At 66.4% G+C, this 22,780-nt stretch carries 23 protein-coding genes; 11 read left to right on the top strand and 12 right to left on the bottom strand.

What is annotated here, in order from left to right; translation table 11 throughout:
• Entirely contained in the window at nucleotides 1-1,356 is a 1,356-nt protein-coding gene (gene glmU, locus JI664_RS19740) for a bifunctional UDP-N-acetylglucosamine diphosphorylase/glucosamine-1-phosphate N-acetyltransferase GlmU (RefSeq protein WP_207015494.1), read from the bottom strand.
• 291 nt (nucleotides 1,357-1,647) lie between these two features.
• Here glmU and JI664_RS19735 point away from each other — a divergent pair, with 291 nt between their 5' ends.
• A complete protein-coding gene (locus JI664_RS19735) occupies nucleotides 1,648-2,076 on the top strand; it encodes a DUF1499 domain-containing protein (RefSeq protein WP_207015493.1) in 429 nt (142 codons plus the stop codon).
• Nucleotides 2,077-2,117: 41 nt separating this feature from the next.
• On the opposite strand, the gene JI664_RS19730 is transcribed toward JI664_RS19735, so the two are convergent.
• From JI664_RS19730 to JI664_RS19715, 4 genes are read right to left on the bottom strand one after another with little or no spacing between them, the layout of a single operon-like run.
• Nucleotides 2,118-2,960 (bottom strand): ATP-binding protein, encoded by an 843-nt coding sequence (locus JI664_RS19730; RefSeq protein ID WP_207015492.1) that lies wholly within the window; start codon nucleotides 2,958-2,960, stop codon nucleotides 2,118-2,120.
• Nucleotides 2,960-3,850: a twin-arginine translocase subunit TatC gene (gene tatC / locus JI664_RS19725; RefSeq protein WP_207015491.1), complete on the bottom strand. Its 891-nt coding sequence runs from the start codon at nucleotides 3,848-3,850 to the stop codon at nucleotides 2,960-2,962. The genes JI664_RS19730 and tatC overlap by 1 nt, the downstream gene beginning before the upstream one ends.
• 5 nt (nucleotides 3,851-3,855) lie before the next feature.
• Nucleotides 3,856-4,800: a Sec-independent protein translocase protein TatB gene (gene tatB, locus JI664_RS19720; protein WP_207015490.1), complete on the bottom strand. Its 945-nt coding sequence runs from the start codon at nucleotides 4,798-4,800 to the stop codon at nucleotides 3,856-3,858.
• Nucleotides 4,801-4,855: 55 nt separating this feature from the next.
• Nucleotides 4,856-5,083, bottom strand: coding sequence for a twin-arginine translocase TatA/TatE family subunit (locus JI664_RS19715; protein ID WP_207015489.1), 228 nt, complete (start codon nucleotides 5,081-5,083; stop codon nucleotides 4,856-4,858).
• 167 nt (nucleotides 5,084-5,250) lie between these two features.
• On the opposite strand from JI664_RS19715, the gene JI664_RS19710 reads away from it, so the two are divergent.
• The 4 genes from JI664_RS19710 to JI664_RS19695 are packed head-to-tail and all read left to right on the top strand — an operon-like array spanning nucleotide 5,251 to nucleotide 8,028.
• Nucleotides 5,251-5,604: a helix-turn-helix transcriptional regulator gene (locus JI664_RS19710; RefSeq protein ID WP_207015488.1), complete on the top strand. Its 354-nt coding sequence runs from the start codon at nucleotides 5,251-5,253 to the stop codon at nucleotides 5,602-5,604.
• Nucleotides 5,605-5,656: 52 nt separating this feature from the next.
• Entirely contained in the window at nucleotides 5,657-6,343 is a 687-nt protein-coding gene (locus JI664_RS19705; RefSeq protein ID WP_207015487.1) for a TetR/AcrR family transcriptional regulator, read from the top strand.
• Nucleotides 6,325-7,317, top strand: a complete 993-nt coding sequence (locus tag JI664_RS19700; RefSeq protein ID WP_207015486.1) for an MDR family oxidoreductase — start codon at nucleotides 6,325-6,327, stop codon at nucleotides 7,315-7,317. Before JI664_RS19705 ends, JI664_RS19700 begins: the two co-directional genes overlap by 19 nt.
• 3 nt (nucleotides 7,318-7,320) lie before the next feature.
• The gene (locus JI664_RS19695) at nucleotides 7,321-8,028 is read left to right on the top strand and encodes a dimethylsulfonioproprionate lyase family protein (RefSeq protein ID WP_207015485.1); all 708 of its coding nucleotides are present in this window, start codon (nucleotides 7,321-7,323) and stop codon (nucleotides 8,026-8,028) included.
• Nucleotides 8,029-8,056: 28 nt separating this feature from the next.
• Here the strand turns inward: JI664_RS19695 and JI664_RS19690 are convergent, their stop codons facing one another.
• Nucleotides 8,057-8,848 (bottom strand): class I SAM-dependent methyltransferase, encoded by a 792-nt coding sequence (locus JI664_RS19690; protein WP_207015484.1) that lies wholly within the window; start codon nucleotides 8,846-8,848, stop codon nucleotides 8,057-8,059.
• Nucleotides 8,849-9,057: 209 nt separating this feature from the next.
• On the opposite strand from JI664_RS19690, the gene JI664_RS19685 reads away from it, so the two are divergent.
• Nucleotides 9,058-9,426 (top strand): hypothetical protein, encoded by a 369-nt coding sequence (locus tag JI664_RS19685; RefSeq protein WP_286174199.1) that lies wholly within the window; start codon nucleotides 9,058-9,060, stop codon nucleotides 9,424-9,426.
• Between the two features lie 6 nt (nucleotides 9,427-9,432).
• Here JI664_RS19685 and JI664_RS19680 read toward each other — a convergent pair whose 3' ends face one another.
• Complete coding sequence (locus JI664_RS19680) at nucleotides 9,433-11,040, bottom strand: acyl-CoA dehydrogenase family protein (RefSeq protein WP_207015483.1); 1,608 nt, start codon at nucleotides 11,038-11,040, stop codon at nucleotides 9,433-9,435.
• Nucleotides 11,041-11,195: 155 nt separating this feature from the next.
• On the opposite strand from JI664_RS19680, the gene JI664_RS19675 reads away from it, so the two are divergent.
• From JI664_RS19675 to JI664_RS19655, 5 genes are all read left to right on the top strand, one after another.
• Nucleotides 11,196-11,492: an FtsB family cell division protein gene (locus JI664_RS19675; RefSeq protein WP_207015482.1), complete on the top strand. Its 297-nt coding sequence runs from the start codon at nucleotides 11,196-11,198 to the stop codon at nucleotides 11,490-11,492.
• Nucleotides 11,493-11,674: 182 nt separating this feature from the next.
• The gene (gene pdhA / locus JI664_RS19670) at nucleotides 11,675-12,685 is read left to right on the top strand and encodes a pyruvate dehydrogenase (acetyl-transferring) E1 component subunit alpha (protein WP_207015481.1); all 1,011 of its coding nucleotides are present in this window, start codon (nucleotides 11,675-11,677) and stop codon (nucleotides 12,683-12,685) included.
• A complete protein-coding gene (locus JI664_RS19665; protein ID WP_207015480.1) occupies nucleotides 12,682-13,221 on the top strand; it encodes a hypothetical protein in 540 nt (179 codons plus the stop codon). Before pdhA ends, JI664_RS19665 begins: the two co-directional genes overlap by 4 nt.
• A 5-nt stretch (nucleotides 13,222-13,226) precedes the next feature.
• Nucleotides 13,227-14,624 carry a pyruvate dehydrogenase complex E1 component subunit beta gene (locus tag JI664_RS19660; protein WP_207015479.1) on the top strand — a complete coding sequence of 466 codons (1,398 nt, stop codon included), beginning with the start codon at nucleotides 13,227-13,229 and terminating at the stop codon, nucleotides 14,622-14,624.
• A gap of 10 nt (nucleotides 14,625-14,634) precedes the next feature.
• On the top strand, nucleotides 14,635-15,966 hold the full coding sequence (locus JI664_RS19655; protein WP_207015478.1) for a pyruvate dehydrogenase complex dihydrolipoamide acetyltransferase: 1,332 nt from the start codon (nucleotides 14,635-14,637) through the stop codon (nucleotides 15,964-15,966).
• Nucleotides 15,967-16,032: 66 nt separating this feature from the next.
• Here JI664_RS19655 and JI664_RS19650 read toward each other — a convergent pair whose 3' ends face one another.
• From JI664_RS19650 to JI664_RS19630, 5 genes are all read right to left on the bottom strand, one after another.
• Entirely contained in the window at nucleotides 16,033-16,647 is a 615-nt protein-coding gene (locus JI664_RS19650) for a CDP-alcohol phosphatidyltransferase family protein (RefSeq protein ID WP_207015477.1), read from the bottom strand.
• Nucleotides 16,648-16,650: 3 nt separating this feature from the next.
• Nucleotides 16,651-17,592: a phosphatidate cytidylyltransferase gene (locus JI664_RS19645; protein WP_286174198.1), complete on the bottom strand. Its 942-nt coding sequence runs from the start codon at nucleotides 17,590-17,592 to the stop codon at nucleotides 16,651-16,653.
• A gap of 24 nt (nucleotides 17,593-17,616) precedes the next feature.
• A complete protein-coding gene (gene cysE, locus JI664_RS19640; RefSeq protein ID WP_207015476.1) occupies nucleotides 17,617-18,423 on the bottom strand; it encodes a serine O-acetyltransferase in 807 nt (268 codons plus the stop codon).
• Nucleotides 18,424-18,511: 88 nt separating this feature from the next.
• Nucleotides 18,512-18,823 (bottom strand): hypothetical protein, encoded by a 312-nt coding sequence (locus JI664_RS19635; RefSeq protein WP_207015475.1) that lies wholly within the window; start codon nucleotides 18,821-18,823, stop codon nucleotides 18,512-18,514.
• A gap of 11 nt (nucleotides 18,824-18,834) precedes the next feature.
• Nucleotides 18,835-22,773, bottom strand: coding sequence for a baseplate multidomain protein megatron (locus JI664_RS19630; RefSeq protein WP_207015474.1), 3,939 nt, complete (start codon nucleotides 22,771-22,773; stop codon nucleotides 18,835-18,837).
• Between the last annotated feature and the right edge of the window lie 7 nt (nucleotides 22,774-22,780).

Raw genomic sequence — 22,780 nt, 5'->3', positions numbered from 1 at the left:
TCAGCCCTCGCTTTTCTTGGTCTCGGCCTTCTTGGCCTTCAGCCGCGCCATCAGGCTGCGCGCAAGGCCCGGCTTGACCACCTGCCGCGCGCGTCCCAGCGCCAGCGCCCCCGCCTCGACATCCGTGGTGATGACCGAGCCCGAGCCCGTCATCGCGGCGTCGCCCACCCGGACCGGCGCGACAAGCATCGTGTTCGAGCCCACGAACACGTCCTTGCCGATCACCGTGCGGTGCTTGAAGACGCCGTCGTAATTGCAGGTGATCGTGCCCGCGCCGACATTCGTCCGCTCGCCCACATCGGCATCGCCGATATAGGTCAGGTGATTGATCTTCGCGCCCTCGTCGATATTGGCGTTCTTGATCTCGACGAAATTGCCGACATGCGTGTGTTCGGCCAGATAGGCATCGGGGCGCAACCGCGCGAAGGGCCCGACCGAGGCCCCCCGGCTGACATGACAGCCCTCAAGATGGCAGAAGGCACGGATCACCGCGTCGCTTTCCACCGTCACGCCGGGGCCAAAGACCACGTTGGGCCCGACCACCGCGTCGCGCCCGACGAACGTGTCGAGCGAGAAGAAGATCGTCTCGGGCGCGATCAGCGTCACGCCGTCTTCCAGCGCCTCGGCCCGCTTGCGCGCCTGAAAGGCGCTTTCGGCGGCGGCCAGCTCGGCGCGGGTGTTGATACCCAGCGTCTCGGCCTCGTCGCAGCGCACCACGCCGACCGACAGACCCTTTTGTCTGGCAATGGCCACGATGTCGGTTAAGTAGAATTCCCCGGCGGCATTATCGTCGCCCACACCGTCGATCAGTTCGAAAAGTACCGGGGCCTCGGCGCAGACCACGCCGGAATTGCACAGGGTGATGGCGCGCTCTTCCGCGTTCGCATCCTTGAATTCGACGATCCGCTCCAGCTCGTCGCCCGCCATGACCAGCCGGCCGTAGCGGCCCGGATCGGCGGCCTCGAAACCCAGCACAACCACCGCATGGCGCGCGCGCGCCTCGCGCATCGCGTCCAGCGTCGCGCCGCTCACGAAGGGCGTGTCTCCGTACAGCACCACCGCGTCGCCCTGAAAGCCGTCAAGCGCGTCGCGGGCCTGCGCCACGGCATGGGCCGTGCCGCGCTGTTCGGCCTGATGGGCAATGCGGACATCGGGGTTCTCGGAGCGGGCGGCCTTGGCGACCGCCTCGGCCCCGTGGCCGGTGACGACCACGACGCGCTCAGGTTCCAGCGTATCGCCCGCGCGCATCGCATGCGCCAGCAGCGGCGCGCCGCCGATCGGGTGCAAGACCTTCGGGCGCTCCGAATTCATCCGGCTGCCAAGACCGGCGGCGAGGATCACGAGGGATACCGACATGCTCTTCCTGCTCTTGATTTTTGCTGGTTCTAGCCGAAGGAGGCCCCAATGCAAGCAAGCCGCCTATCACACTGCGTGACAGGCTGAAACACGCGCAAAATCCCGCTAACCGGCCCGCAATCGCGGTTTTCACTGCGCATAGCGTTGCGGCCCCGCGATCACGCTTCCGGGGGACGGGCCGCAAGGGCTTGGCAAGCGAGGGGCGCCGGGTGTTAACTTCGCTCCAAGAACACGGCGCCGCCCGTTTCGCCTGCGGCGCGCCGCTCTCCCTTTCCCAGACCCGAGGTCCCGATGCTGCGCCCCCTTCTGCTGATCCTGATCATGCTCGCGGCGCTTGTGGCGCTGTTCCTTGCTTTCGCCGTCTATGTCCGCGTCGCGCCGTCCGATCCGCAGGTCTGGAATGTGGACCCGGTGACCGCGCCCGACCCCGAGCGCCCTAATTTCGCGCGCGTCGACCGTGTCGTCGCGCTATCGCCGGACGAGGCGGCCGAGCGGATCGCCGTGACCGCGCGGCGCGAAGGGGCCGAGCTGCTGGCGGGAGACGAGATGTCCGGCACCTGGATCGCGCGGACCGCGCTGATGCGCTTTCCCGATTACGTCTCGATCCGGCTGATACCCGAAGGCGATGGCACGCGCATCGTTGCGCTGTCGCGCGCGCGGTTCGGCTATTCGGACCGTGGCGTGAACGCGGCGCGGCTTGCGCGCTGGATCCCCGACTAAGCGCGCGGCTGTAGGGTGCGTGAGGCACGCACCGTTCCGCCTCAGATCGCTTTGCCCATCCGCCCGGCAAGGTCGCAGAAGAACTGCCACGCCACCCGGCCCGACCGCCCGCCGCGCGTCGCCTGCCATTCGATCGCCTCGGCGCGAAGCTGCTCGGGGTCGACCGACAGATTGTGCTCGGCGACATAGCCGTCGATCATCGCCAGATATTCGTCCTGCGAACAGGGATGGAAACCCAGCCACAGCCCGAACCGATCCGACAGCGAAACCTTTTCCTCGACCGCCTCGGAAGGCGAGATCGCCGAGGACCGCTCGTTCTCGATCATGTCGCGCGGCATCAGGTGACGCCGGTTCGATGTGGCATAGAGGATCACATTATCCGGCCGCCCCTCGATCCCGCCATCGAGCAGCGCCTTGAGGGATTTGTAATGCTGGTCGTCATGGGAAAACGAAAGATCGTCACAAAACAGCACGAACCGTTGTTCCGGCGCGGTGCGCAGATGGCCCAGCAGGCGGCCCACGCTGGGCAGATCCTCGCGCTGGATCTCGACCAGCGTGCAGGGCAGGCCCTGCGCCAGCACCTCGGCATGGACGGCTTTCACCAGTGACGACTTGCCCATTCCCCGCGCGCCCCACAACAGCGCGTTGTTCGCGGCATAGCCCCGGGCGAATTGCAGCGTGTTCTGCAGCAGGATGTCGCGCGCCCGCCCGATCGCCTTGAGCAGCGCCAGTGGCACCCGATTGACCTGCGTCACCGGCACCAGCCGTTCGGGCCCGGTATGCCAGACGAATGCGTCGGCCTGCGTAAAATCCGGGGCCGCGGCGGGCGGCGGGCTGAGGCGCTCGAGCGCCTCGGCGATCCGTTTCAGCGATACGTCGTCCATTAGTCTTCGAGATCTTCGGGGTCCAGCAGGCCTTCGGCCATCAGATCGGCGTTGCGCTTCTTCTCGACACGCGCCACCAGCAGAACGGAGATTTCATAAAGCGCGTAGACGACCGAGAACAGGATCACCTGCGTAATCACATCCGGCGGCGTCACCAGAGCGGCGAGCGCCAGAATGCCCACGACCGCCCATTTGCGCCCATTGCGCAGCGCCGCCGCCGAGATCAGCCCGGCCTTGCCCATCAGCGTCAGCAAGACCGGCAGCTGGAAGCACAGGCCGAAGGCGATGATCATCTTCAGCGTGATGTCGAGTGTCTCGTTGACCTTGCCGTTGAAGACGATCTCGATCCCTTCGCGGGTTGCGACCTCGCCCGGCGTCACGCTCAGATCGCCTTGGGCGAAATACGCGGCGACCAGCGAGGGCAGATCGGCGAAGCCAAGGAAAAAGCTCATCGCCATCGGCACGACGACGTAATGCGCGAAGGCGGCGCCCGCGAGGAACAAGGCGGGCGACGAGATCAGGAACGGCAGGAAGGCGCTCTGCTCGGACTTGTAAAGGCCGGGCGCGACGAAGCGCCAGAGCTGGTAGCCGATCACCGGGAAGGACAAGACGAAGCCGCCCACGACCGAGATCTGTACCAGCGTGAAGAAGTATTCCTGCGGCGCGGTGTACTGCATCACAGGATTGGGGTTGCCCAGCGACCGCATGGTCGATTCGATCGGCTTGAGCAGGAAGTCGAGAAGCTGGTCGCCGACGGTGAAACAGAGCACCATCGCGACAACGAAGGCCACTACCGACCAGATCAGCCGGGTGCGCAGCTCGGCCAGATGCTCGATTAGCGGGGCCGAGGTATCGTCGATCGAATCCTGGGTGTTGGTATTGGCGGCCATATCTATCAGGACTCGCTGTCAGTCGGGGTTGCGGAGGTGCCGCTGCCCGAAGCGGTATCGGTAGCCGTGCCGGACGTCGCGCCCGACGCCGGGGCCTTGGCCCGCGATTTGCGGGGCGCGGCGGTCTTCGCTGTGCTTTTGGACGCGGCTTCCTGCGCGGGCGCGGATTTGGGCGCGGTCGCTTTGGTGGCCGTCGATTTGGCGGGCGTCTTCTTCGCAGCCGTTTTTTTGGCGGGCGCGGTCTTCGACGCGTCGGACGTGGCTTTCTTCGCCGGAGCCTTGCGGGTGGTGGTCTTCGGCGCGGGCGTTTCCGCTGCAGGTGCCTCCGCGGATGCCTCGGTCGAGGGCGCCGCCGCTGCCGGTGCTTCCGTCTGTGTGTCCGCCTCGCGGCGGGCGCGGATATCGGCGGCCTTACGGCGCGCGGCCTCGGATTTCTGGACCTTTTTCAGGCGCTCGGCCTCGGTCGCCGACATCTCGGCGTTCCGGCGCGCGAGATCCTGCGCAACGATCTCGTCATCCTCGGCTTCGAACTCGTCGGCCATGGCCTCGGCCGATTGCACCGGGTTCCCGGCGGGGGGACGCGGCGAATCGGGATCGGGCGGAAGGGTCGGCCCGTTCTTGGAATAGGTCTTGCCGGTTTGCGAGGACGGCGTGCGCACATCCGGCTTCAGCCGCCCGATATCGCGGAATTCCTTCTCGATATCGTCGAAACCGGCGGCTTCCTTCAGGGCTTTCCCCGACGAGGCGCGCTTGAAGTCACGGGCGATGTCGCCGACACCGGATTCCTTGGCCGCAGCATCCATCGCGCGCTGGAATTCGCGCGCCATGCCCCGGGCTTTGCCCGTGAACTCGCCCAGCGTGTGAAACATCTTGGGCAGGTCCTTGGGACCCACCACAATCAGCGCCACCACGCCGACGACCATCATTTCCGACCAACCGATGTCGAACATGCGCCGCTCCTTGCTGCGACCGGAGAATGCGCGGACGAACCGCGCGGTGTACCGTTCAGGTACGGTCGCGTTCGGCTTCGGCGGGGGTCACGTCGCGCGCGCCCTCGGCCGGGGTCTCGCGCTGATTTTCCAGCTCTTCGCTGCCATCCTTGACGCCGCGCTTGAAGGCAGTGATGCCCTTGCCGACTTCGCCCATCAGGCCGGCGACCTTGCCGCGACCAAAGAGCACGAGGACGACCACGGCGATCAGAAGAATGCCGGGAATACCAATATTGTTGAGCATGGCTCAGTCCCTTTCTGCGGGGCCCGTTCGACGCTGCTCGGCCGGTCGGGCGCTGATTTCATCCCTGAAATAGGGCAGTGCGCGCCGCGATCCTAGACTGAATCCGGCACCGAAGGGGGTGGCGGCGCGGTTCTCCTGACAGTATTTTGTCAGTTGGGGGTAGATTGATGAACCGCGACCAACGCCTTTACGACCTCGTTCAGATCCTGCGCGACGGAAAGCTGCACACGGCGGCCGAACTGGCCGATGCGATGGGCGTCTCGACCCGCACGATCTGGCGCGACATGACGATGATGGCCGCCACCGGCATCCCGGTCGAGGGCGAGCGCGGGCTTGGCTATATCCTGCGCGCGCCGCTCGTGCTGCCTGCCATCGCCCTGACCCCGGACGAGGCCGCCGTTCTGGGCGAGGCCCTGCGCGCGATTGCCGGGGACGAAGAGCATCCCCGCCACCGCGCCGCGAAATCCCTGCTCTACAAGATCGCGACCCTGCTGCCACAGGCGGGATTGGGCGAGGTATAGGCCCGCAAAGGCTTGGCTTGCATTTAACAGACCGATCTGTCAATTAATTGGCATGAGCCAGCCCACCGCCCCTGAGTCGTCCCCTGATGCGCTTGTCGCGCAACCGCGTCCGCGGGGCCGTCCGCGCACCGCGCCCGACCGGTCCGAGACCCGGCAGCGCCTGATCCGCGCGGGGCTGATCCATCTGACGGAAAAGGGATACGGCGCGACGGGGGTCGATGAGATCCTCAGGGCTGCGGGCGTGCAGAAGGGCAGTTTCTACCACCATTTCCCGTCCAAGGCCGCGTTCGGCAGCGCGCTGATCGAGGCCTATCACGGCTATTTCGTGGCCAAGCTGGAAAGCGCCTTGTCCGATGACAGCCTGCCGCCGCTCGACCGGCTGCGCGCTTTCACCCGCGATGCCGAGGCCGGGATGGCGCGGCACAACTTCCGCCGCGGCTGCCTGATCGGCAATCTGGGGCAGGAAATGGGCGCCCTGCCCGAAGATTTCCGCGCCGCCCTGATCGCGGTCCTCAATGACTGGCAGACCCGCACCGCGCGCTGCCTGCGCGCGGCAGAGTTGCCGCCCGGCACCGATCCTGACGCCCTGGCCGCCATGTTCTGGACCGGCTGGGAAGGTGCGGTGCTGCGCGCCAAGATGGAGGGAAGCCCTGCCCCGCTGCGGCGCTTCGCCGACACCTATTTCACCCTGATTTCCCCAATCTCCAAGGAGGAGCCCGCATGTTCGATGCCATCCTGATCGAGAAGACCGACGACGCGCAGAGTGTCTCGCAAACGCAGGTCGACACAGCTCAGCTGCCCGAGGGCGACGTGCTGGTCGAGGTCGCCTATTCGACCCTGAACTACAAGGACGCGCTGGCGATCACCGGCGCCTCGCCCGTGGTGCGCAAGTTCCCGATGGTGCCCGGGATCGATTTCTCGGGCATCGTGCGCGAAAGCAGCCACCCGGATTACAAGGCTGGCGACAAGGTCGTGCTGAACGGCTGGGGCGTCGGCGAAGTGCATTGGGGCGGGCTGGCCAAATTCGCCCGCGTGAAGGGAGACTGGCTGGTGCCGCTGCCCGAGGCAATCTCGATGAAGCGCGCGATGGCGATCGGCACGGCGGGCTACACGGCCATGCTGTGCGTGCAGGCCCTTGAAAAGCACGGCGTCGCACCGGATGCGGGCCCCGTCGCCGTGACCGGCGCTGCGGGCGGCGTGGGCAGTGTCGCCGTGACGCTGCTGGCCGGGCGCGGCTACGATGTCGCGGCGGTCACCGGGCGCGCGGAAGAGGCAGAGTTCCTGACCTCGCTGGGCGCGTCGAGCATCGTCGCCCGCGACGAATTGTCGGGCAAACCCCGCGCGCTGAACAAAGAACGCTTCGCGGGCGGCGTCGATGTCGCGGGTTCGGCGGTGCTGGCGAACCTGCTGTCGATGACGCGCTATGGCGGCACGGTCGCGGCCTGCGGTCTGGCGGCAGGGATGGACCTGCCCGCAAGCGTCGCCCCCTTCATCCTGCGCGGCGTGACGCTGGCGGGTGTGGACAGCGTGATGTGCCCGGCCGATCGCCGCCGCGCCGCGTGGGATGCGCTGGCCTCCGAGCTGGATCTCGACAAGCTCGACGCGCTGTCGGTTGAGCTGCCCTTTGCCGAGGTGATCGACGCCGCGCCCAAATTCCTGAAGGGCCAGATCCGTGGTCGGGTGATTGTGCCCGTGGCGCCAGAACTGGGGTAAGCGATGGAGCCAGTCGCTTCGCCGGATTTCGTGCCCGAGGCTCAGCGCCTTCAGGACATGCCCGCATGGCTCTACCTGCTGCGGGAATTCGACGCGCTATACCGTCATGGATCGGCCGGCGGCAGCCGGCTGATCCGCGCGCATCGCAAGCGGGTGCGCGACGCGCTGTCGTTGCTCATCGACACCAATCCCGCGCTGACCCAGCGCGCGCCGACCGAGAAACCCGTCACCGCCCACCTGCCCCGCGCGCTGGATCTGGGCGAGCGGGGCGCGATGACCGGCATGGCGCGTGCGCTGTCGCGGGTCGCGCCGCTGCTGACATGGGAATACGGCTACGAAAAGGTGCCCAGATCACTGGCCAAGAAATACGCCTATTGCGAAGTGCTGGGCCCGCGTGGCCCGGTCGTTTCGGAGCGCTTGATCCTTGGCTTTGTGCTGTTCGCACCGAGCACGGTCTATCCGCAGCACAGCCACAAGGATATCGAGGAAAGCTATATCTCGATCTCGGGCGCATGGTCGGAAAACGATGCCGCCGTGCATGCCCCCGGCTCGCTGATTTTGAACCGGGCCGAGCATGAGCACCGGATCACCACCGCCGATCTGGACCCCTGCCTTCTGGCCTATGCCTGGGTCGGGCCCGAGGAACGGCTGAACGCACCGGGCATGGTGCTGACCGGACGGCGTAAGAGCCGGATGAAAGAGGGGATCTGACGCCCCGCCAAGGCCCCGGACCGACCGCCTACCTGTGGCCCATCACGACATGCACGGCGTCCGGATACACAATCCGGTCGTCTTGCATGAGCGGGGCGAGCGTGGCTTCGACATCGGCGATCAGCGCGTCGCGCAGGCAGGAATCGATCGCACCGAACACGCCGCCCAGCGGCAGCGCGGCCAGATGCTTGGGCACGAAATCGCGAACCGGCGGGATCTCGATCATCTTTTCCTGCCGGATCACCCTTACGTCGTGCAAACCGGCAGCAAGGAAATCCTGCGCCAGTTCATGCGCCCCCGCCGTTTCGCGCAATGATCGCATCTGCGCGGCCAGATCGGCCGAGACATGCCGCTCGACCGCATCGCACAGCGCGCGGGTATAGGCGCTGTGACCGTCCCAGACCGAACAGGCCAGACGCCCGCGCGGCGCCAGCTGCGCGCTGAGCGAGGCCAGCGCCGCCGGTTTGTCGGGAAAGGAATGGTAGCCGAACTGCGACAGGATCGCGTCATAGCCTTCATCGGGATCGGCGCGCTGCGTGACGTCGGCTCGGATCCAGGCGATGGGGCGTCCCTCGGACAGTTTCTGCGCCTGCGCCAGCATGGCCGCATTGCCGTCAAGCCCGTCGACCCGTCCGGCGGGCGCGACGCGGTCAAAGACCAGCCGCGTGGTCACGCCGGTCGCGCAGGCCACGTCCAGCACCTGTTCGCCGGGCTTGGGATCGACCAGATCCACCAGCGCCTCGGCCCAGCGACCGAACCAGATCGGGACCAGCACGCGGTCATAGATCGCCGGAGCGTCGTCAGAGAATTGAAACGTCATCGGGGTTCGCATCCAAGATGGCACCGCCATCGCGCAAGAGACTCGGCCTGAATACGCAGAGCAAGAAACAACAGTATCGGGCTTTCCGCGCAATGCACGGATTTCCTGTGCCCTCTTACGCTTTTTTTCGGGCTTCGGGGGCTTTCCTTTGGGGCAAGAGGGAACGATAGCCGCGCCTGTCACGTTTGCTTGGAAACAGGAGTAGCTCCATGTTCTTCAGCAAATCGCGTTCCGGGCTTTCGCATCCCGACGATGTCATTGATTCGATTGACCATTCCCTGTCTGATGCCAGCCGTGATCGCTGGTCGCCGGTCGCCTATGCGGGCGGCATGCTGGCAATCGGGGCCGGGCTGCTCATCGCGCAGCCGCGCGTCGGCCATGTCCCCGATCCCGCGCAGGCAGGCGACGCGCCGCGCAACAAGCGGCTGCGGCGCGCGGCACAGGTCGGCCGGGACGGCGCAAGGGCCTTCGCGCCGTCGAACGTGACCGATTCCATCGGCCGCTCATTGCTGGTGGGCGGCGTGGCGCTGATCATGACCCGCGTGCTCGACGAGCTTTCGGGCCATGACGGCGACTGAGCGCGTTCAGCCTGCCATCGCGTCGAGCAGCGCGTCCGCATCGAGCGTGCCGACCGCGCCCGCAATCCGCCCCCGCGCGCCCAGACGGGTGGCCATCCATTCGCTCGCGAAGGGGCTTTCGGCGATCATCACCGCGCCGGTCAGCAAGGTTGCCAGCGATTCGGCGAACCAGCGCGCCTCGGCCTCGGGCGGCAGAGTGGGCCAGCGTTCGCGATGGGCCTCCAGCGCGGCGTCGTAACGAGGATCGTGGCCCCGCGCCGCATCGAGCCGCGCGTTCAGCATTGCGCCCGCCTCGGGCTCGCGCATCAGCGTGCGCAGGATATCGAGGCAGATCACATTCCCCGACCCTTCCCAGATCGAGTTGAGCGGCGCCTCTCGGTAGAGCATCGGCAGCGGCGTGTCTTCGACGTATCCCATGCCGCCAAGACACTCCATGCATTCATAAATCATGCCGGGCGCGAGTTTGTTCGAGATGAACTTGGCCAGAGCCACCGAAATCCGCGCATAGGGCCTGCGCGACGGATCGTCGAAGGCCCGCGCCACGTCGAGCGCCAATAGCAGCGCGGCTTCCGCCTCAAGCGACAGATCGGCCAGCACCGCGCGCATCAGCGGCTGGTCGATCAGGCCCTTCTGGAACACCCGCCGCCCCTGCGCCCATTGCAGCGCTTCGGACAGGGCCGCACGCATCAGACCCGCAGGCGCCATCGCGGTATCGAGCCGCGTGTGATGCACCATCTCGATGATCGTCTGCACGCCGCGCCCCGGCTCGCCCAGTCTTTGCGCCCATGTGCCGTCATACTCGATCTCGGACGAGGCATTGGCGTGATTGCCCAGCTTGTCCTTGAGCCTAAGGATGGTGAACGGGTTGCGCGTCCCGTCGGGCAGCCAGCGCGGCACCAGAAAACAGGTGATCGCCCCGTCCAGCTGCGCCAGCGTCAGGAAGCCGTCGCACATCGGCGCCGAGCAGAACCATTTGTGCCCGTGCAGGCGATAACCCTCGCCATCCGGCACAGCCCGCGTGGAATTGGCCCGCACATCCGAGCCGCCCTGCTTTTCCGTCATCGCCATGCCCATCGTCGCGGCAGCCTTGCGGTCGACCGAAACGCGCGCGGGATCATAGGCGGGGGCGGTCAGGCGCGGCTGCCACAATGCGGCCAGCGCGGGATCGGCCTGCAGCGCGGGCACGGCGGCATAAGTCATGGTCATCGGGCAGCAGACGCCCGGCTCGACCTGGCTCATCATGTAATTGATCGCGGCATGGCGCAGATGAGTGCCGGTGCCGTCCCACGCGGTCGCGGCGTAGCCGGCTTCCAGCCCCAGCGCCATCAGGGTGTGATAGCCGGGGTGGAAATGAACCTCGTCCAGCCGCCGCCCCGACCGGTCGAAACTGCGCAGCATCGGCTTGACCACCTGCGCATCGCGCGCGGCCTCGCGGATGTCGGGCGCGGCAAGGCGCGCGCCGAAATCGGCCAGTGCCGCGTCCTCGCCCAGGGCCCGGCGCAGCGTGCGGTCGCCCGCCCACGGATCGCGATACCGGAAATCGGGCTGGTTCTGGACCTCGTGGGTGCCCAGATCGCTGCGCGGCGCGCTTGGTGCAGGGGATATGTCGGTCATGGTCTTCCTCCCATTCCCGCAGGGTGGCGCCCGGATGCGGCGTCTGTCCAGCGTAACCCCGCGTCCTTGCGACAGTGCTTCCCCTCGCGCCCCTGCTGTGGCATCCTTTCGCCAAAGGCCCATCAGAGGCCGCCCCAGAGCAGTCGCGCAGCACCATGAACAAAAAACGTCCCGCCTTCGGGCCCGTCATCTTTTACGCGATCACCAGCACCTTCGGCGCCTACCTGACCTTCGCCGCCGTGCAGGGCGAATACGGGCTGTTCCGCCGCATCCAGATCGAAGCCGATGCCGAGCAATTGCGTGAAGAGCGCGACCGGCTGGCGCTGCAACTGGCCGAGATCGAAAACCGCACGCACCGGCTGTCGGACAATTTCCTCGACCTCGATTTGCTCGACGAACAGGCGCGCGAAGTGCTGGGTTATGTCCGTCGCGACGAGATCGTCCTTCGCTAATCGATATTCCGTGTTACCGTGCTAAGTTGTTAGCGGCACCGCGCTGAAATACGCGGCATGACGACCGGCTGCGCAGATGATTGCGCAACCGGACGGGAATTCAGCCTCGCAATTTGGCGAGGCATCGTATAGAAGATGGTTTAGTGTTAAACTATTCCTGACGCGACCAGGGGGAGGCACCGATGGCTGCGAGAAAAACGACCGGGAAATCAAACGTCTCGGCGGACGAACTGCTTAAGTACTACAAGGACATGCTGCTGATCCGTCGATTCGAAGAGAAGGCGGGACAGCTTTACGGCATGGGTCTGATCGGGGGCTTCTGCCACCTGTATATCGGACAGGAAGCCGTTGTCGTGGGCCTCGAAGCCGCGGCCAAGGACGGCGACAAGCGCATCACCAGCTACCGCGACCACGGCCACATGCTGGCCTGCGGGATGGACCCGAAAGGCGTCATGGCCGAGCTCACGGGCCGCGAAGGCGGCTATTCGAAGGGCAAGGGCGGCTCGATGCACATGTTCTCGAAAGAGAAGCATTTCTACGGCGGCCACGGCATCGTCGGTGCACAGGTGCCGCTGGGCACGGGGCTGGGCTTTGCCGACAAGTACAAGGGCAATGACAACGTCACCTTCGTCTATTTCGGCGACGGCGCAGCGAACCAGGGCCAGGTGTACGAAAGCTACAACATGGCCGAGCTTTGGAACCTTCCGGTCGTCTATGTGATCGAGAACAACCAATACGCCATGGGCACCTCGACCAAGCGGTCGACGAAATCCCCCAACCTGTGGGAACGCGGCGCGGCCTACGGGATCAAGGGCGAAGCGGTCGACGGCATGGACGTGATGGCGGTCAAGGCCGCGGGCGAAAAGGCGATTGCCGCCTGCCGTGCCGGTGACGGCCCTTATATCCTTGAGGTCATGACCTATCGCTATCGCGGTCACTCGATGTCGGACCCGGCCAAATACCGCACCCGCGAAGAAGTCCAGAAGATGCGCGAAGAGCGCGATCCGATCGAACGCGTGCGCGAAATGCTCACCACCGGCGGTCTGGCCACGGACGAGGATCTCAAGGCGATCGACAAAGAGATCAAGGCGGTGGTCAATGACAGCGCCGAGTTCGCCAAGGACAGTCCCGAGCCGTCGCTCGACGAACTGTGGACCGACATCTACGCCGCCCCGCAGGAGGCGGACGCATGAAGTCTTCCGTATCGGCCCTATTGACGGCCGCCCTGACACTGGCGGCCCTGCCGGCCGCCGGGCAATCGACCGGCACGATGCTGGCGATGTATCTGAATGGCAGCGCGCTGGACGGCATGGTCGAGTTCAGCTTCGAACGTGACGGCTGCACCGGCCAGCTTGCGATGACCCAGCGGTATCAGGCCGGCGACGTGCGCAGCACGCGAACCGAGTTCGAGGTCGCCGATCTGGTGCTCGACGATTACCAGATCGCCGAAGCCGAAGGCGGCGTGCTGGCACAGATCATGCTGAACCACCGCGCTGGCTCCGAAGGCTTCCCGTTCTCCAGCACGCTGGTGACGGACAATGCCGAAACCCGCGCCGGCTGGGAGGCTCAGGGCGCGGTCTGCGAAGGCGACAGCTGCACGATCAGCCTTGAAATGGAAAACGCGACACTGGTCGTCGCCGGTCCGAATGCCGGATCGCGCGTGGACTTTGTTTTGTCGGACCTGCGGGCGCTGCAATCCGAATGCACCTCGAGCGAAGAGGGGGAATAACTGACATGGCTACTGAAATCCTGATGCCGGCCCTTTCGCCCACCATGGAGGAGGGCACGCTGGCCAAATGGCTGGTGAAAGAGGGTGACGAGATCACCTCGGGCATGATCATTGCCGAGATCGAAACCGACAAGGCCACGATGGAATTCGAGGCGGTCGACGAAGGCACGATGGGCAAGATCCTGATCGACGAAGGCACCGAGGGCGTTAAGGTCAACACGCCCATCGCCGTGCTGCTCGAAGAAGGCGAAAGCGCCGACGATATCAAGGCAAGCGCCCCGGCCTCCGACGCGAAAGCCGACGAAAAAGCCGAAGAGCCCGCCAAATCCGACAGCGATGTCGCCGCCGACAAGCCGGTCGCGGCACAGCCCGCCGCCGAGCTTCCCTCGGTGCCCGAGCCTGACTGGCCCGAAGGCACCGAGATGAAGTCGATGACGGTACGTGAGGCCCTGCGCGAAGCGATGGCCGAAGAAATGCGCCGCAACGACACCGTCTTCCTGATGGGCGAGGAAGTCGGCGAATACCAGGGCGCCTACAAGATCAGCCAGGGCCTGCTGGATGAATTCGGCGCCAAGCGCGTGATCGACACGCCGATCACCGAAGCCGGCTTCACCGGCCTCGCCGTCGGCGCCGCATGGGGCGGTCTGAACCCGATCGTCGAGTTCATGACCTTCAACTTCGCCATGCAGGCGATCGACCACCTGATCAACTCTGCCGCCAAGACGAACTACATGTCGGGCGGTCAGCTGCCCTGCCCCATCGTGTTCCGCGGCCCCAACGGCGCGGCCGCGCGCGTCGCCGCCCAGCACAGTCAGGATTACGCGGCGTGGTACAGCCACATTCCGGGCCTGAAAGTGGTGATGCCCTATTCGGCGGCCGATGCGAAAGGCCTGCTGAAATCGGCCATCCGCGACGGCAACCCGGTCGTGTTCCTTGAAAACGAAATCCTTTATGGCCGCACCTTCGAGGTGCCGGACATGGACGATTTCACCGTGCCGATCGGCAAGGCCCGGATCGCGCGCCAAGGCAAGGACGTCACCATCGTCAGCTTCGGCATCGGCATGACCTATGCGCTGGAAGCGGCCGAGAAGCTGGCCGCCGACGGGATCGACGCCGAGGTCATCGACCTGCGCACAATCCGTCCGATGGACACCGCGACGATCATCAGCTCGGTCAAGAAGACCAACCGTCTGGTCACCGTCGAGGAAGGCTTCCCGCAAAGCTCGGTCGGCAACTTCATCTCGGCCACGGTGATGATGGAGGCGTTCGATTACCTCGACGCGCCGGTCATCAATCTGTGCGGCAAGGATGTGCCGATGCCCTATGCGGCCAATCTCGAGAAGCTGGCGCTGATCACCACCGACGAGGTGATCGAGGCCGTGCACAAAGTCACCTATCGCTGAGGAGGCCATCATGCCCACGGAAATCCTGATGCCCGCCCTCTCGCCCACGATGGAAGAGGGCACGCTGGCCAAATGGCTGGTCAAGGAAGGCGACACGGTCAGCTCGGGCGATATCCTCGCCGAGATCGAGACCGACAAGGCGACGATGGAATTTGAAGCCGTCGACGAAGGCGTGATCGGCAAGATCCTGATCGACGAGGGCAGCGAAGGGGTCAAGGTCAACACCCCCATCGCGGTCCTGCTAGAAGAAGGGGAAAGCGCCGACGATATCGGCAAGACCTCGGCGCCCAAGGAACCGGCCAAGCCCGAAGCCTCGGCCAAGGACGATGGCGGGGACGCCAAGGCATCGGCACCGGCGAAATCGGACTCGGTGACCGCCGCGCCCGCTGCCCCGGTCGCCGATGGCAAGCGTATCTTCGCCTCGCCGCTGGCGCGCCGGATCGCCGCCGACAAGGGTCTTGACCTGAGCCAGATCACGGGCTCGGGCCCGCATGGCCGGATCGTCAAGGCCGATGTCGAAGGCGCCAGCGCTCAGCCCAAAGCCGCCAAGGCCGAGGCCGCACCGGCCAAGTCCGACGCAGCCCCCGCCAAGGGCGCCGCGATGCCCACGGGCGCCGATGCGAATACCGTCATGAAGATGTTCGAGGGCCGCGACTTCGAAGAGGTCAAGCTCGACGGTATGCGCAAGACGGTGGCTGCGCGCCTGACCGAGGCAAAGCAGACCATCCCGCATTTCTACCTGCGCCGCTCGGTGCAGCTGGATGCGCTGATGGCCTTCCGCGCGCAGCTTAACGGTCAGCTTGCGGACCGGGGCGTCAAGCTCAGCGTCAACGACTTCATCATCAAGGCCTGCGCCATGGCGCTGCAAAAGGTGCCGGATGCCAATGCCGTCTGGGCAGGCGACCGGATCCTGAAGCTGAAGCCCTCGGACGTGGCGGTCGCCGTCGCGGTCGATGGCGGGCTGTTCACGCCGGTGTTGAAGGATTCGCACCACAAGTCGCTGAGCGCTCTGTCGGCCGAGATGAAGGATCTGGCGACCCGTGCGCGCAACCGCAAGCTTGCGCCGCATGAATATGTCGGCGGCAGCTTCGCGATCTCGAATCTCGGGATGTTCGGGATCGAGAATTTTGACGCGGTCATCAACCCGCCGCATGGCTCGATCCTGGCCGTGGGCGCAGGCATCAAGCAACCGGTGGTGAAAGAGGATGGCGAGATCGGCGTGGCGACGGTGATGTCGATGACGCTGTCGGTCGATCACCGCGTGATCGACGGCGCGCTGGGGGCTGAATTCCTGTCCGCGATCATCGAGAATCTCGAGAACCCGCTGGCGATGCTGGCCTGACCCGGCTCCATGCGACGACATCGGCCCGGACGGTATCGCCGTCCGGGCTTTTTCATGCGCGGACGCTCAGCCCATCCGTCCCAGCACCCGCCACGCGCGCAAGGCCACCGTCGCCGCCGTCCCCGCCGCGATGACCCATAGCGCCAAGGCCAGAACCGGCCAGCCCGGCGCGAAAGCCGCGACGACGCAGCCCAGCGTCAAGGCCGCCATCCGCTGTTGCTTGGCGAAAGGGCCGCCGAAATCAGGCGCATAGCCCTCGGCCCGGCCGAATTCCCGCAGATAGGCCGTGGCCAAAGCCAACACCGCGCAGCCCAGACCCAGCGCCGGCATCCCGGCCGCCAGCCCCGCGCCCCACAGAAACAGCGTATCGGCGGCGCGGTCCGGGGCCTCGTTCCAGAAGGGGCCTGTCGCACTGCCCTGCCCGCCTTCAACCGCGACCAGCCCGTCGATCAGGTTGCACAGAAGCCGAAGCTGGATGCACAAAGCGGCCAGCAAGAGCGCCGCGATCCGGCCCCCGCCCGCGCCCGGCATCAGCCAGAACGCCCCCAAGCCCAGCGCCGCGAAGACGACCGAAGCGATCGAAATCGCGTTCGGGCTGACGCTGCGCGCGGCCAGAAAGCGGGCCATGCCCTGCATCACGCCAAGACGGCGCGCGGCGATCGGGCGGCGGTTTTCGTCCATGCGTCAGGTCCAGTAATAGCGTGTCAGGTGAAAGAAGATCGGCGCCGAAAAGATAACGCTGTCGAGCCGGTCGAGAAACCCGCCATGGCCCTTGATGACCGCCCCCCAGTCCTTGGCGCCCTTGTCGCGCTTGATAGCCGACATGACCAATCCGCCAAGCGTGCCCATACCTGCCACGACGAACGCCATCAGCGCCGCTTCGGGCGGGGTGAAGGGTGTCAGCGCGAACAGCGCGGCGCCCAATGCGACGGCAGTGGCGATGCCGCCAACCAGCCCCTCCCACGTTTTCGAGGGCGACAGCTCGGGCGCCAGCTTGTGGCGTCCCAGCAGCTTGCCCCAGACATACTGGGCCACGTCCGAGGTCTGCACGACAAAGACGAACCACGCGATCAGCAAGACGCGCCGCGCATCGTCCCCCGCGATGTCCAGCGACAGGATCGCCGGGACGTGGCTGACGCAATAGACGCAGACCATTAGGCCCCATTGCGTTTCCGCCGCGCGCGCCATGAAACCCTGCGCGCCCCCTGACACGGCGGCCAGCGCGGGCATCAGAAGGAAGGCATAGACGGGGATGAAAATGGCATAGAAGCCGTACCAGTCGGTATAGACGGCCCAGAACTGCACGGGCAGCACGATGGCATAGACGCCCGCGATGACCCAGAAATCCGCGCGGTCGCGCGCGATGACGGTCAGGAATTCGCGCAGGGCGAGCGCGCTCAGCACCCCGAACAGAACCACCACACCCACGCGCCCGGTGGCAAAGGCCAGCGCCAGAAGCGCGACCATCACCCACCACGCGTAAATCCGGGCGTTGAGATTGTCGATGACCGGATGCGGCTGGCCTGCGGGCAGACGGCGCCTGAGCCCCTGCCCGATGGCGGTCGCGACGATCAGGATCGCCGCCGTGACCCCCAGCAGCCACAGCAGATCATTGGACATACTCATCACGCGCCCCGGCGAGTGCGGCGCTTATTCGGGCGACAGCCGGTGATCCATCGACAGCGCGGGCTGGTTGCACCCCGCCTCGCCGACGATCTTCGCGGGCACGCCCGCCACCGTCTTGCAGCGCGGCACGTCGTTCAGAACCACCGAACCGGCGGCGATGCGGCTGTTGGCGCCGACATGGATATTGCCCAGCACCTTGGCCCCCGCGCCGATTAGCACCCCGTCGCCGATCTTCGGATGGCGGTCGCCGTCTTCCTTGCCGGTGCCGCCCAGCGTGACCGAATGCAGCATCGAGACGTTGTCGCCCACCACCGCCGTTTCACCGATGACGATGGAATGCGCGTGGTCGATCATGATGCCCTTGCCGATCTTCGCCGCCGGATGGATGTCGACGCCGAACATCTCGGACACGCGCATCTGCACGAACAGCGCCATGTCGCGCCGCCCCGAGGTCCACAGCCAATGCCCCACGCGGTACGCCTGCACCGCCTGATAGCCCTTGAAATACATCACCGGCTGCAGGAAACGATTGCAGGCCGGATCGCGCTCTTCGACCGCGACCAGATCGGCACGCGCGGCTTCGCCCAGCGACGAGGACGAGGCATAGGCCTCGTCTGCGATCTCGCGCAGGATCTGTTCGCTGATTTCGGCCGAGGACAGTTTCAGCGCGAATCGATAGGCCAGCGCCCGCTCCATCGTCGCATGGTGCAGAAGGTTGTTGTGCATCACCCCGCCCAGCAGCGGTTCGTCCTGCACCACCTGCTGCGCCTCGGTGCAGATGCGCTGCCACACTGGATCGAACGGGGCGAGTCTGGCTTTGATCTCGGGCATGGGCGCATCTCCGCAAAAACGTCCCCGAAAACATAGCCGATTGAGACCGGATTTCCAGAGGGGCGGCCAGCACGATCCGTGATCCCGCCTATCGCCGGGCGTGATGAGCACAAAGCGCTTCGGTCACCAGCGCCAGACAGGCGAGGTAATCGGACGCCCCGGGACGGTTCCGATCACAGACCGGATCATAGGGCGGGTCACGGGCAGGATGGGCCAGAGCCGCGGACAAAAGCGTGCCGTTGCCGTAGAGCGGATGGCAGCGCCCCGTCGTCACGCGGTGATGCTCGGCCCTCTCGGCCCGCGCGATCAGCGCCGCCATCCCGGCCCGGCGCCGGCCCTCGGGCAGCGCCAGAAGCACGCGCGCGGCGGCGGCAATATCGGTCAGGGTGACGGGCCGCATTCGGGGCAGCGTCATGCCGCGACGGACAGCACCGCCCACAACCCGTTGCCGTAAAGCGCCGAGACCTGCGCGACCTCGATGGTGAAGATCCCACTGACGCCGTCGGCGGATTGATCGGCGGCGCTGTAGGTATAGCCCGGCGTGACAAGCGACACCTCGCGCACGATGTCGCCGCCGGACCGGATGCGCAGCGTATAGCGCTCGCTCTCTTCATTGAGCGGCACCTCTGGCCCGACCCAGGAATCGCCCTCAAGCCGCGTGCGCCGGATCCATGACACCTGCACATCGCCCCCCGCCCGGCGTACCCGCAGATGCGCAGGCGCATAGGGGCGCAGACCGTTGCCCGCGAACGCCTTCACGCTCTCGACATAGGCGGGATCGTCGTAAGACAGCGCCGCCGGGCCGATTCGCCAGCGTCGGTCGATCCCGCGCATCGCGGCGCGCAGGTCGATCTGCGCGGGGGCATCGTCCATCAGCACCACCACCGCGCCCGGCGCCCAGGCCTGCGGTTGCAGGGGCTCGGTGCCGAACTGACCGCGCAGAAGATCGTGCAGCCGCCACAGGCCAGGTTCGATCAGCGAGGCGCCGCGGAACTGGAACAACTCCCATTCCTGGCCCGTACCGATCGCCGCCAGATTGGCGCCCTGCCACAGCTCTTCGTCGCTGACCGAGGCCAGCGCGACGCCCTCGGGAAACGCCACCTCGACCCCCGCGCCGCGCTGAATGAGCGCGGGCGTGCCGTGGTCAAGCGTGCTGCGCGTCTCGCCCATGCTGGCACGCAGTCCTATCCGGGTGTTGAGCGCGAAAGACCCGCTGGTCGCCGGAGCGTCGTACACCGCGACGACGCCCGGCCACGGGCGCCCGGTGACCGCCAGATGCGGCGCGTGCGGCACCTCGTCACCGCGCATCAGCGGCAGGTCCAGCCAGAGCGGCAGCACCGGCGTGGGCGCCAGGAACCCGGCCGCATAGGGCAGATCGTCCGAGGCGTCACGATGGCGGTACAGGCCCGGCTCGATACGCACGGCTTCGATCAGACGGGCATCCGCAAGCTCGATCCGGTCGATGCGGTAGTGCCGCACGGCTCCGGCATTGCTCAGCGCGACGATATCCCCCACCGACAGGTCCGAGGACATGGGCATTCCGAACCGCACCACGTCGCCCGCGATCCGCGCTTCGGTCAGCCACCGTTTGGCCGCCGTGCGCGCCTCGCCCCGCGTCAGCGCCATCGGCAGTTCGCTGTCGGCCACGTCGCCCGCCGGGTCCTCGGGATGCACGACTTCGGCACTGCGGGTTTCGAAACCGCCCTCGGCCTCGATATAGGTCAGCCGCAGCCGCCCCGCGATCTCGGGCCCCGAGGCGCGGACGCGTTCCAGATCGCCGTCCTCGCGCGCGATGATCGCGTCAGGGGCCAGCGCCACCGGATCACGCCCGGTGCGCATGCGAAACACCAGAAGGCCCTCACGCTCGACGGCCTCGAACCCATGCGCCAGCATCAGGGGCTGCAACGCCGAGCGTGCGCTTGCGGTCGAAGCCACGCCATAGCCGCGCACCACGCCGTACAGGCCGCTTACATCGAAAGCCGTCAGCCCGGCGCGCTGACAAATCTCGGCGACCACGGCGGCCAGCGGCTGCGCCGCCGCACGCCCGGTAATCCAATGCCCGCGCAGCCAGTTGTCGCCATCCGACCATTCGTCGGTCAGCGCCGGGAACCAGGGCCAGGGCCGCGCATCCCACGCCCAGGCATGGCTGCGCGACCAGTCGACCATGCGCCCGCCATAGACATCCGACAGCGGGTTGTTGGCCGGGTCGGTCCAATAGCCGTGCATCGCGCGCAGGTATTGCATCTGCATCAGGTCATCGCGCGCCCCGGTCGAGTAATAGGGCGCGAAGCTTTCCGAGGATTTCGGATCGAGGAACACGTTGGGCTGGTTCGTCCCCTTGTCGATCGCCGCGCAGCCGTATTCGGTAAACCAGACGGGTTTCGAGCGGGGCTCCCACGCCGTGGCCTCGGGCTGTTTCACCCCGCCCAGACGTTCGGTATGCGCGTTTTCCCACCACGCGCGCAGATCCTTGTAGCGCCAGATCCAAGGCTCGGCCTCGCCCGGGTCGGTGATCGGCGTACGAAGCTGGGCGTCGCGATGCTGCGGCGTGCGGTAATACCAGTCATAGCCCTCGCCACCCGCGACATAGGCCTCAAGGTAATCCGTGTCGTAGATATCGCGCCAGCCCGCCTGCCAGTCGAGATGCGCCTCGCCCTCACGCCAGTCCGAGAGCGGCATGTAATTGTCGATCCCGATCACGTCGAGTTCGTCATCGGCCCAGAGCGGATCGAGATGGAAATAGCGGTTCCCCTCGCCCGCGTCGTAGCCGAAATACTCGGACCAATCCGCCGCATAGACCAGCTTGACCGAGGGGCCGAGGATCGCGCGCACCTCGTGCAGCAGGTCGATCATCGCCGCGACCGCCGGAAAGCTGTCGCCCGCCCCCCGGATCTGCGTTAGCGCGCGCATTTCCGAGCCGATGCAGAACGCCTCGACCCCGTCCGAGGCGGCGCAGAGCGCGGCGTAATGCAGGATGAAGCGGCGATAGGACCATTCATCCGGCCCGGCATAGCTGACCGAACCGGGCGAGACGTTGAAATCCGACGCCTGCGCGGTGCCGAAGAAATCCGCGACCTCGGCTGCGGCCGCTGCCGTGCGGTCGCTGGTCCCGGGCTGGCCCGGCGCCTTGGCCAGCGTGATGCGCCCGCGCCATGGCAGGACCGGCTGATCGCCCGCGTCCGACCACGGATCGGGCAGACCATTATCCGCCAGCTGCTCCATCAGCAGGAAGGGGTAGAACACCACCGCCTGCCCCGCCGCGTTCATGGCCTCGATCGCCTGCAGGACCGAGGCGTCGGACGGCGTGCCGCCATAGACCGGCTTGTCGCCATCGCGCGCCACCGTCTCGGCCCCTTCGCGCGCGACGCCCGCCACGCTCCATGGTTGCTCGTCCCCGTCGCGTTCGAGATACTCGATCTTGGGCTTCACCCGGCATTCGCCGCAGCGCAGATCCTCGCCGAACCACGACACGACCAGCAGCCCCGATTGCACATTCGGCAATTCGGTCTGAAGCGCGGCGAGCGAGGTCTCCATATCCGTAAAGCCCGACGGCGTGTGCCGGTTGGCCAACTGTGCCTCCTGCGCCTCGACCACCGAATAGCCGGGATCGAACGGCCCGCCGGTATTGGGCGTCAGCAGCACGGGCTCGGTCGCCAGCGCATATTCCCCCGCGCCGGGCAGCCATGCGACGCCCTGTACGGCATCCTGCAGCGTCGTGACGCCCGGCGCCTGAGCCGCGCGCACCACCTCGAAGACAAAATTCGGCAGGCGGTTCCCGAAGGGCGCCAGATCGAGATCCTCGATCACCACATAGGCCGTGCCGCGATAGGCGGGCGCGTTGCCAGGCCCCTCGACCGCCTCGATCTTGGGATCGGGCACTTGGTCGTCGGTGCCGGTATAGACGCGGATATTCATGTCCGAGCGGGCGATTTCCTCGCCGTAGGCCCAGATCCGCCCGATGCCGCCGATCTCACCCTCGCACAGCGCGATGGCCACGCTGACGACATAGCGCGATTCCTCGGTCACGCGCGGGCCGAACCCGTGCTTGGTGCGCTGCGAGCGGCCGGGGATTTCTTGAAACTTCGATGCCCAGATCACATGGCCCGCGCTGCGCATCCGCCCCCAGAGCCGGGGGATCGGCACGCCCTCGCCCGCGCCGGTGATCTGCAGCCGCTCGATGCGGCCCGTCTCGACCCGTCCCGAGCCGAGGCCCAGAAGCCGCTGGTCGATCAGCCGGCCCACGGTCGCGCCCACCGCGCGCCCGATGACAAGGCCCGAAAGCCCCAGCACCGCGCCGCCGAAATTCGCGCCGATCGCCGCACCGGCGGCGGACAGAAGCAGAGTGGCCATCGGGTGG

Origin of the sequence: Rhodobacter sp. NTK016B (genome assembly GCF_017303295.1) — a bacterium.
In the GTDB taxonomy this organism is placed as follows: Bacteria; Pseudomonadota; Alphaproteobacteria; order Rhodobacterales; family Rhodobacteraceae; genus Pararhodobacter.
The sequence above is the reverse complement of the archived record's forward strand: the minus strand, read 5'-3'. Positions and strand labels throughout refer to the sequence as shown.

Excerpts from the sequence above, each read along its gene's own strand:
- JI664_RS19695 (WP_207015485.1), top strand. The coding sequence starts at position 7,321 with ATGGAGCCAGTCGCTTCGCCGGATTTCGTGCCCGAGGCTCAGCGCCTT.
- glmU (WP_207015494.1), bottom strand. The coding sequence starts at position 1,356 with ATGTCGGTATCCCTCGTGATCCTCGCCGCCGGTCTTGGCAGCCGGATG.
- JI664_RS19685 (WP_286174199.1), top strand. The coding sequence starts at position 9,058 with ATGTTCTTCAGCAAATCGCGTTCCGGGCTTTCGCATCCCGACGATGTC.
- JI664_RS19650 (WP_207015477.1), bottom strand. The coding sequence starts at position 16,647 with ATGGACGAAAACCGCCGCCCGATCGCCGCGCGCCGTCTTGGCGTGATG.
- tatB (WP_207015490.1), bottom strand. The coding sequence starts at position 4,800 with ATGTTCGACATCGGTTGGTCGGAAATGATGGTCGTCGGCGTGGTGGCG.
- JI664_RS19705 (WP_207015487.1), top strand. The coding sequence starts at position 5,657 with ATGAGCCAGCCCACCGCCCCTGAGTCGTCCCCTGATGCGCTTGTCGCG.
- JI664_RS19710 (WP_207015488.1), top strand. The coding sequence starts at position 5,251 with ATGAACCGCGACCAACGCCTTTACGACCTCGTTCAGATCCTGCGCGAC.
- JI664_RS19680 (WP_207015483.1), bottom strand. The coding sequence starts at position 11,040 with ATGACCGACATATCCCCTGCACCAAGCGCGCCGCGCAGCGATCTGGGC.
- JI664_RS19700 (WP_207015486.1), top strand. The coding sequence starts at position 6,325 with ATGTTCGATGCCATCCTGATCGAGAAGACCGACGACGCGCAGAGTGTC.
- JI664_RS19690 (WP_207015484.1), bottom strand. The coding sequence starts at position 8,848 with ATGACGTTTCAATTCTCTGACGACGCTCCGGCGATCTATGACCGCGTG.
- JI664_RS19715 (WP_207015489.1), bottom strand. The coding sequence starts at position 5,083 with ATGCTCAACAATATTGGTATTCCCGGCATTCTTCTGATCGCCGTGGTC.
- JI664_RS19630 (WP_207015474.1), bottom strand. The coding sequence starts at position 22,773 with ATGGCCACTCTGCTTCTGTCCGCCGCCGGTGCGGCGATCGGCGCGAAT.
- JI664_RS19660 (WP_207015479.1), top strand. The coding sequence starts at position 13,227 with ATGGCTACTGAAATCCTGATGCCGGCCCTTTCGCCCACCATGGAGGAG.
- JI664_RS19735 (WP_207015493.1), top strand. The coding sequence starts at position 1,648 with ATGCTGCGCCCCCTTCTGCTGATCCTGATCATGCTCGCGGCGCTTGTG.
- JI664_RS19655 (WP_207015478.1), top strand. The coding sequence starts at position 14,635 with ATGCCCACGGAAATCCTGATGCCCGCCCTCTCGCCCACGATGGAAGAG.
- tatC (WP_207015491.1), bottom strand. The coding sequence starts at position 3,850 with ATGGCCGCCAATACCAACACCCAGGATTCGATCGACGATACCTCGGCC.
- pdhA (WP_207015481.1), top strand. The coding sequence starts at position 11,675 with ATGGCTGCGAGAAAAACGACCGGGAAATCAAACGTCTCGGCGGACGAA.
- JI664_RS19635 (WP_207015475.1), bottom strand. The coding sequence starts at position 18,823 with ATGCGGCCCGTCACCCTGACCGATATTGCCGCCGCCGCGCGCGTGCTT.
- JI664_RS19730 (WP_207015492.1), bottom strand. The coding sequence starts at position 2,960 with ATGGACGACGTATCGCTGAAACGGATCGCCGAGGCGCTCGAGCGCCTC.
- JI664_RS19675 (WP_207015482.1), top strand. The coding sequence starts at position 11,196 with ATGAACAAAAAACGTCCCGCCTTCGGGCCCGTCATCTTTTACGCGATC.
- cysE (WP_207015476.1), bottom strand. The coding sequence starts at position 18,423 with ATGCCCGAGATCAAAGCCAGACTCGCCCCGTTCGATCCAGTGTGGCAG.
- JI664_RS19645 (WP_286174198.1), bottom strand. The coding sequence starts at position 17,592 with ATGAGTATGTCCAATGATCTGCTGTGGCTGCTGGGGGTCACGGCGGCG.
- JI664_RS19665 (WP_207015480.1), top strand. The coding sequence starts at position 12,682 with ATGAAGTCTTCCGTATCGGCCCTATTGACGGCCGCCCTGACACTGGCG.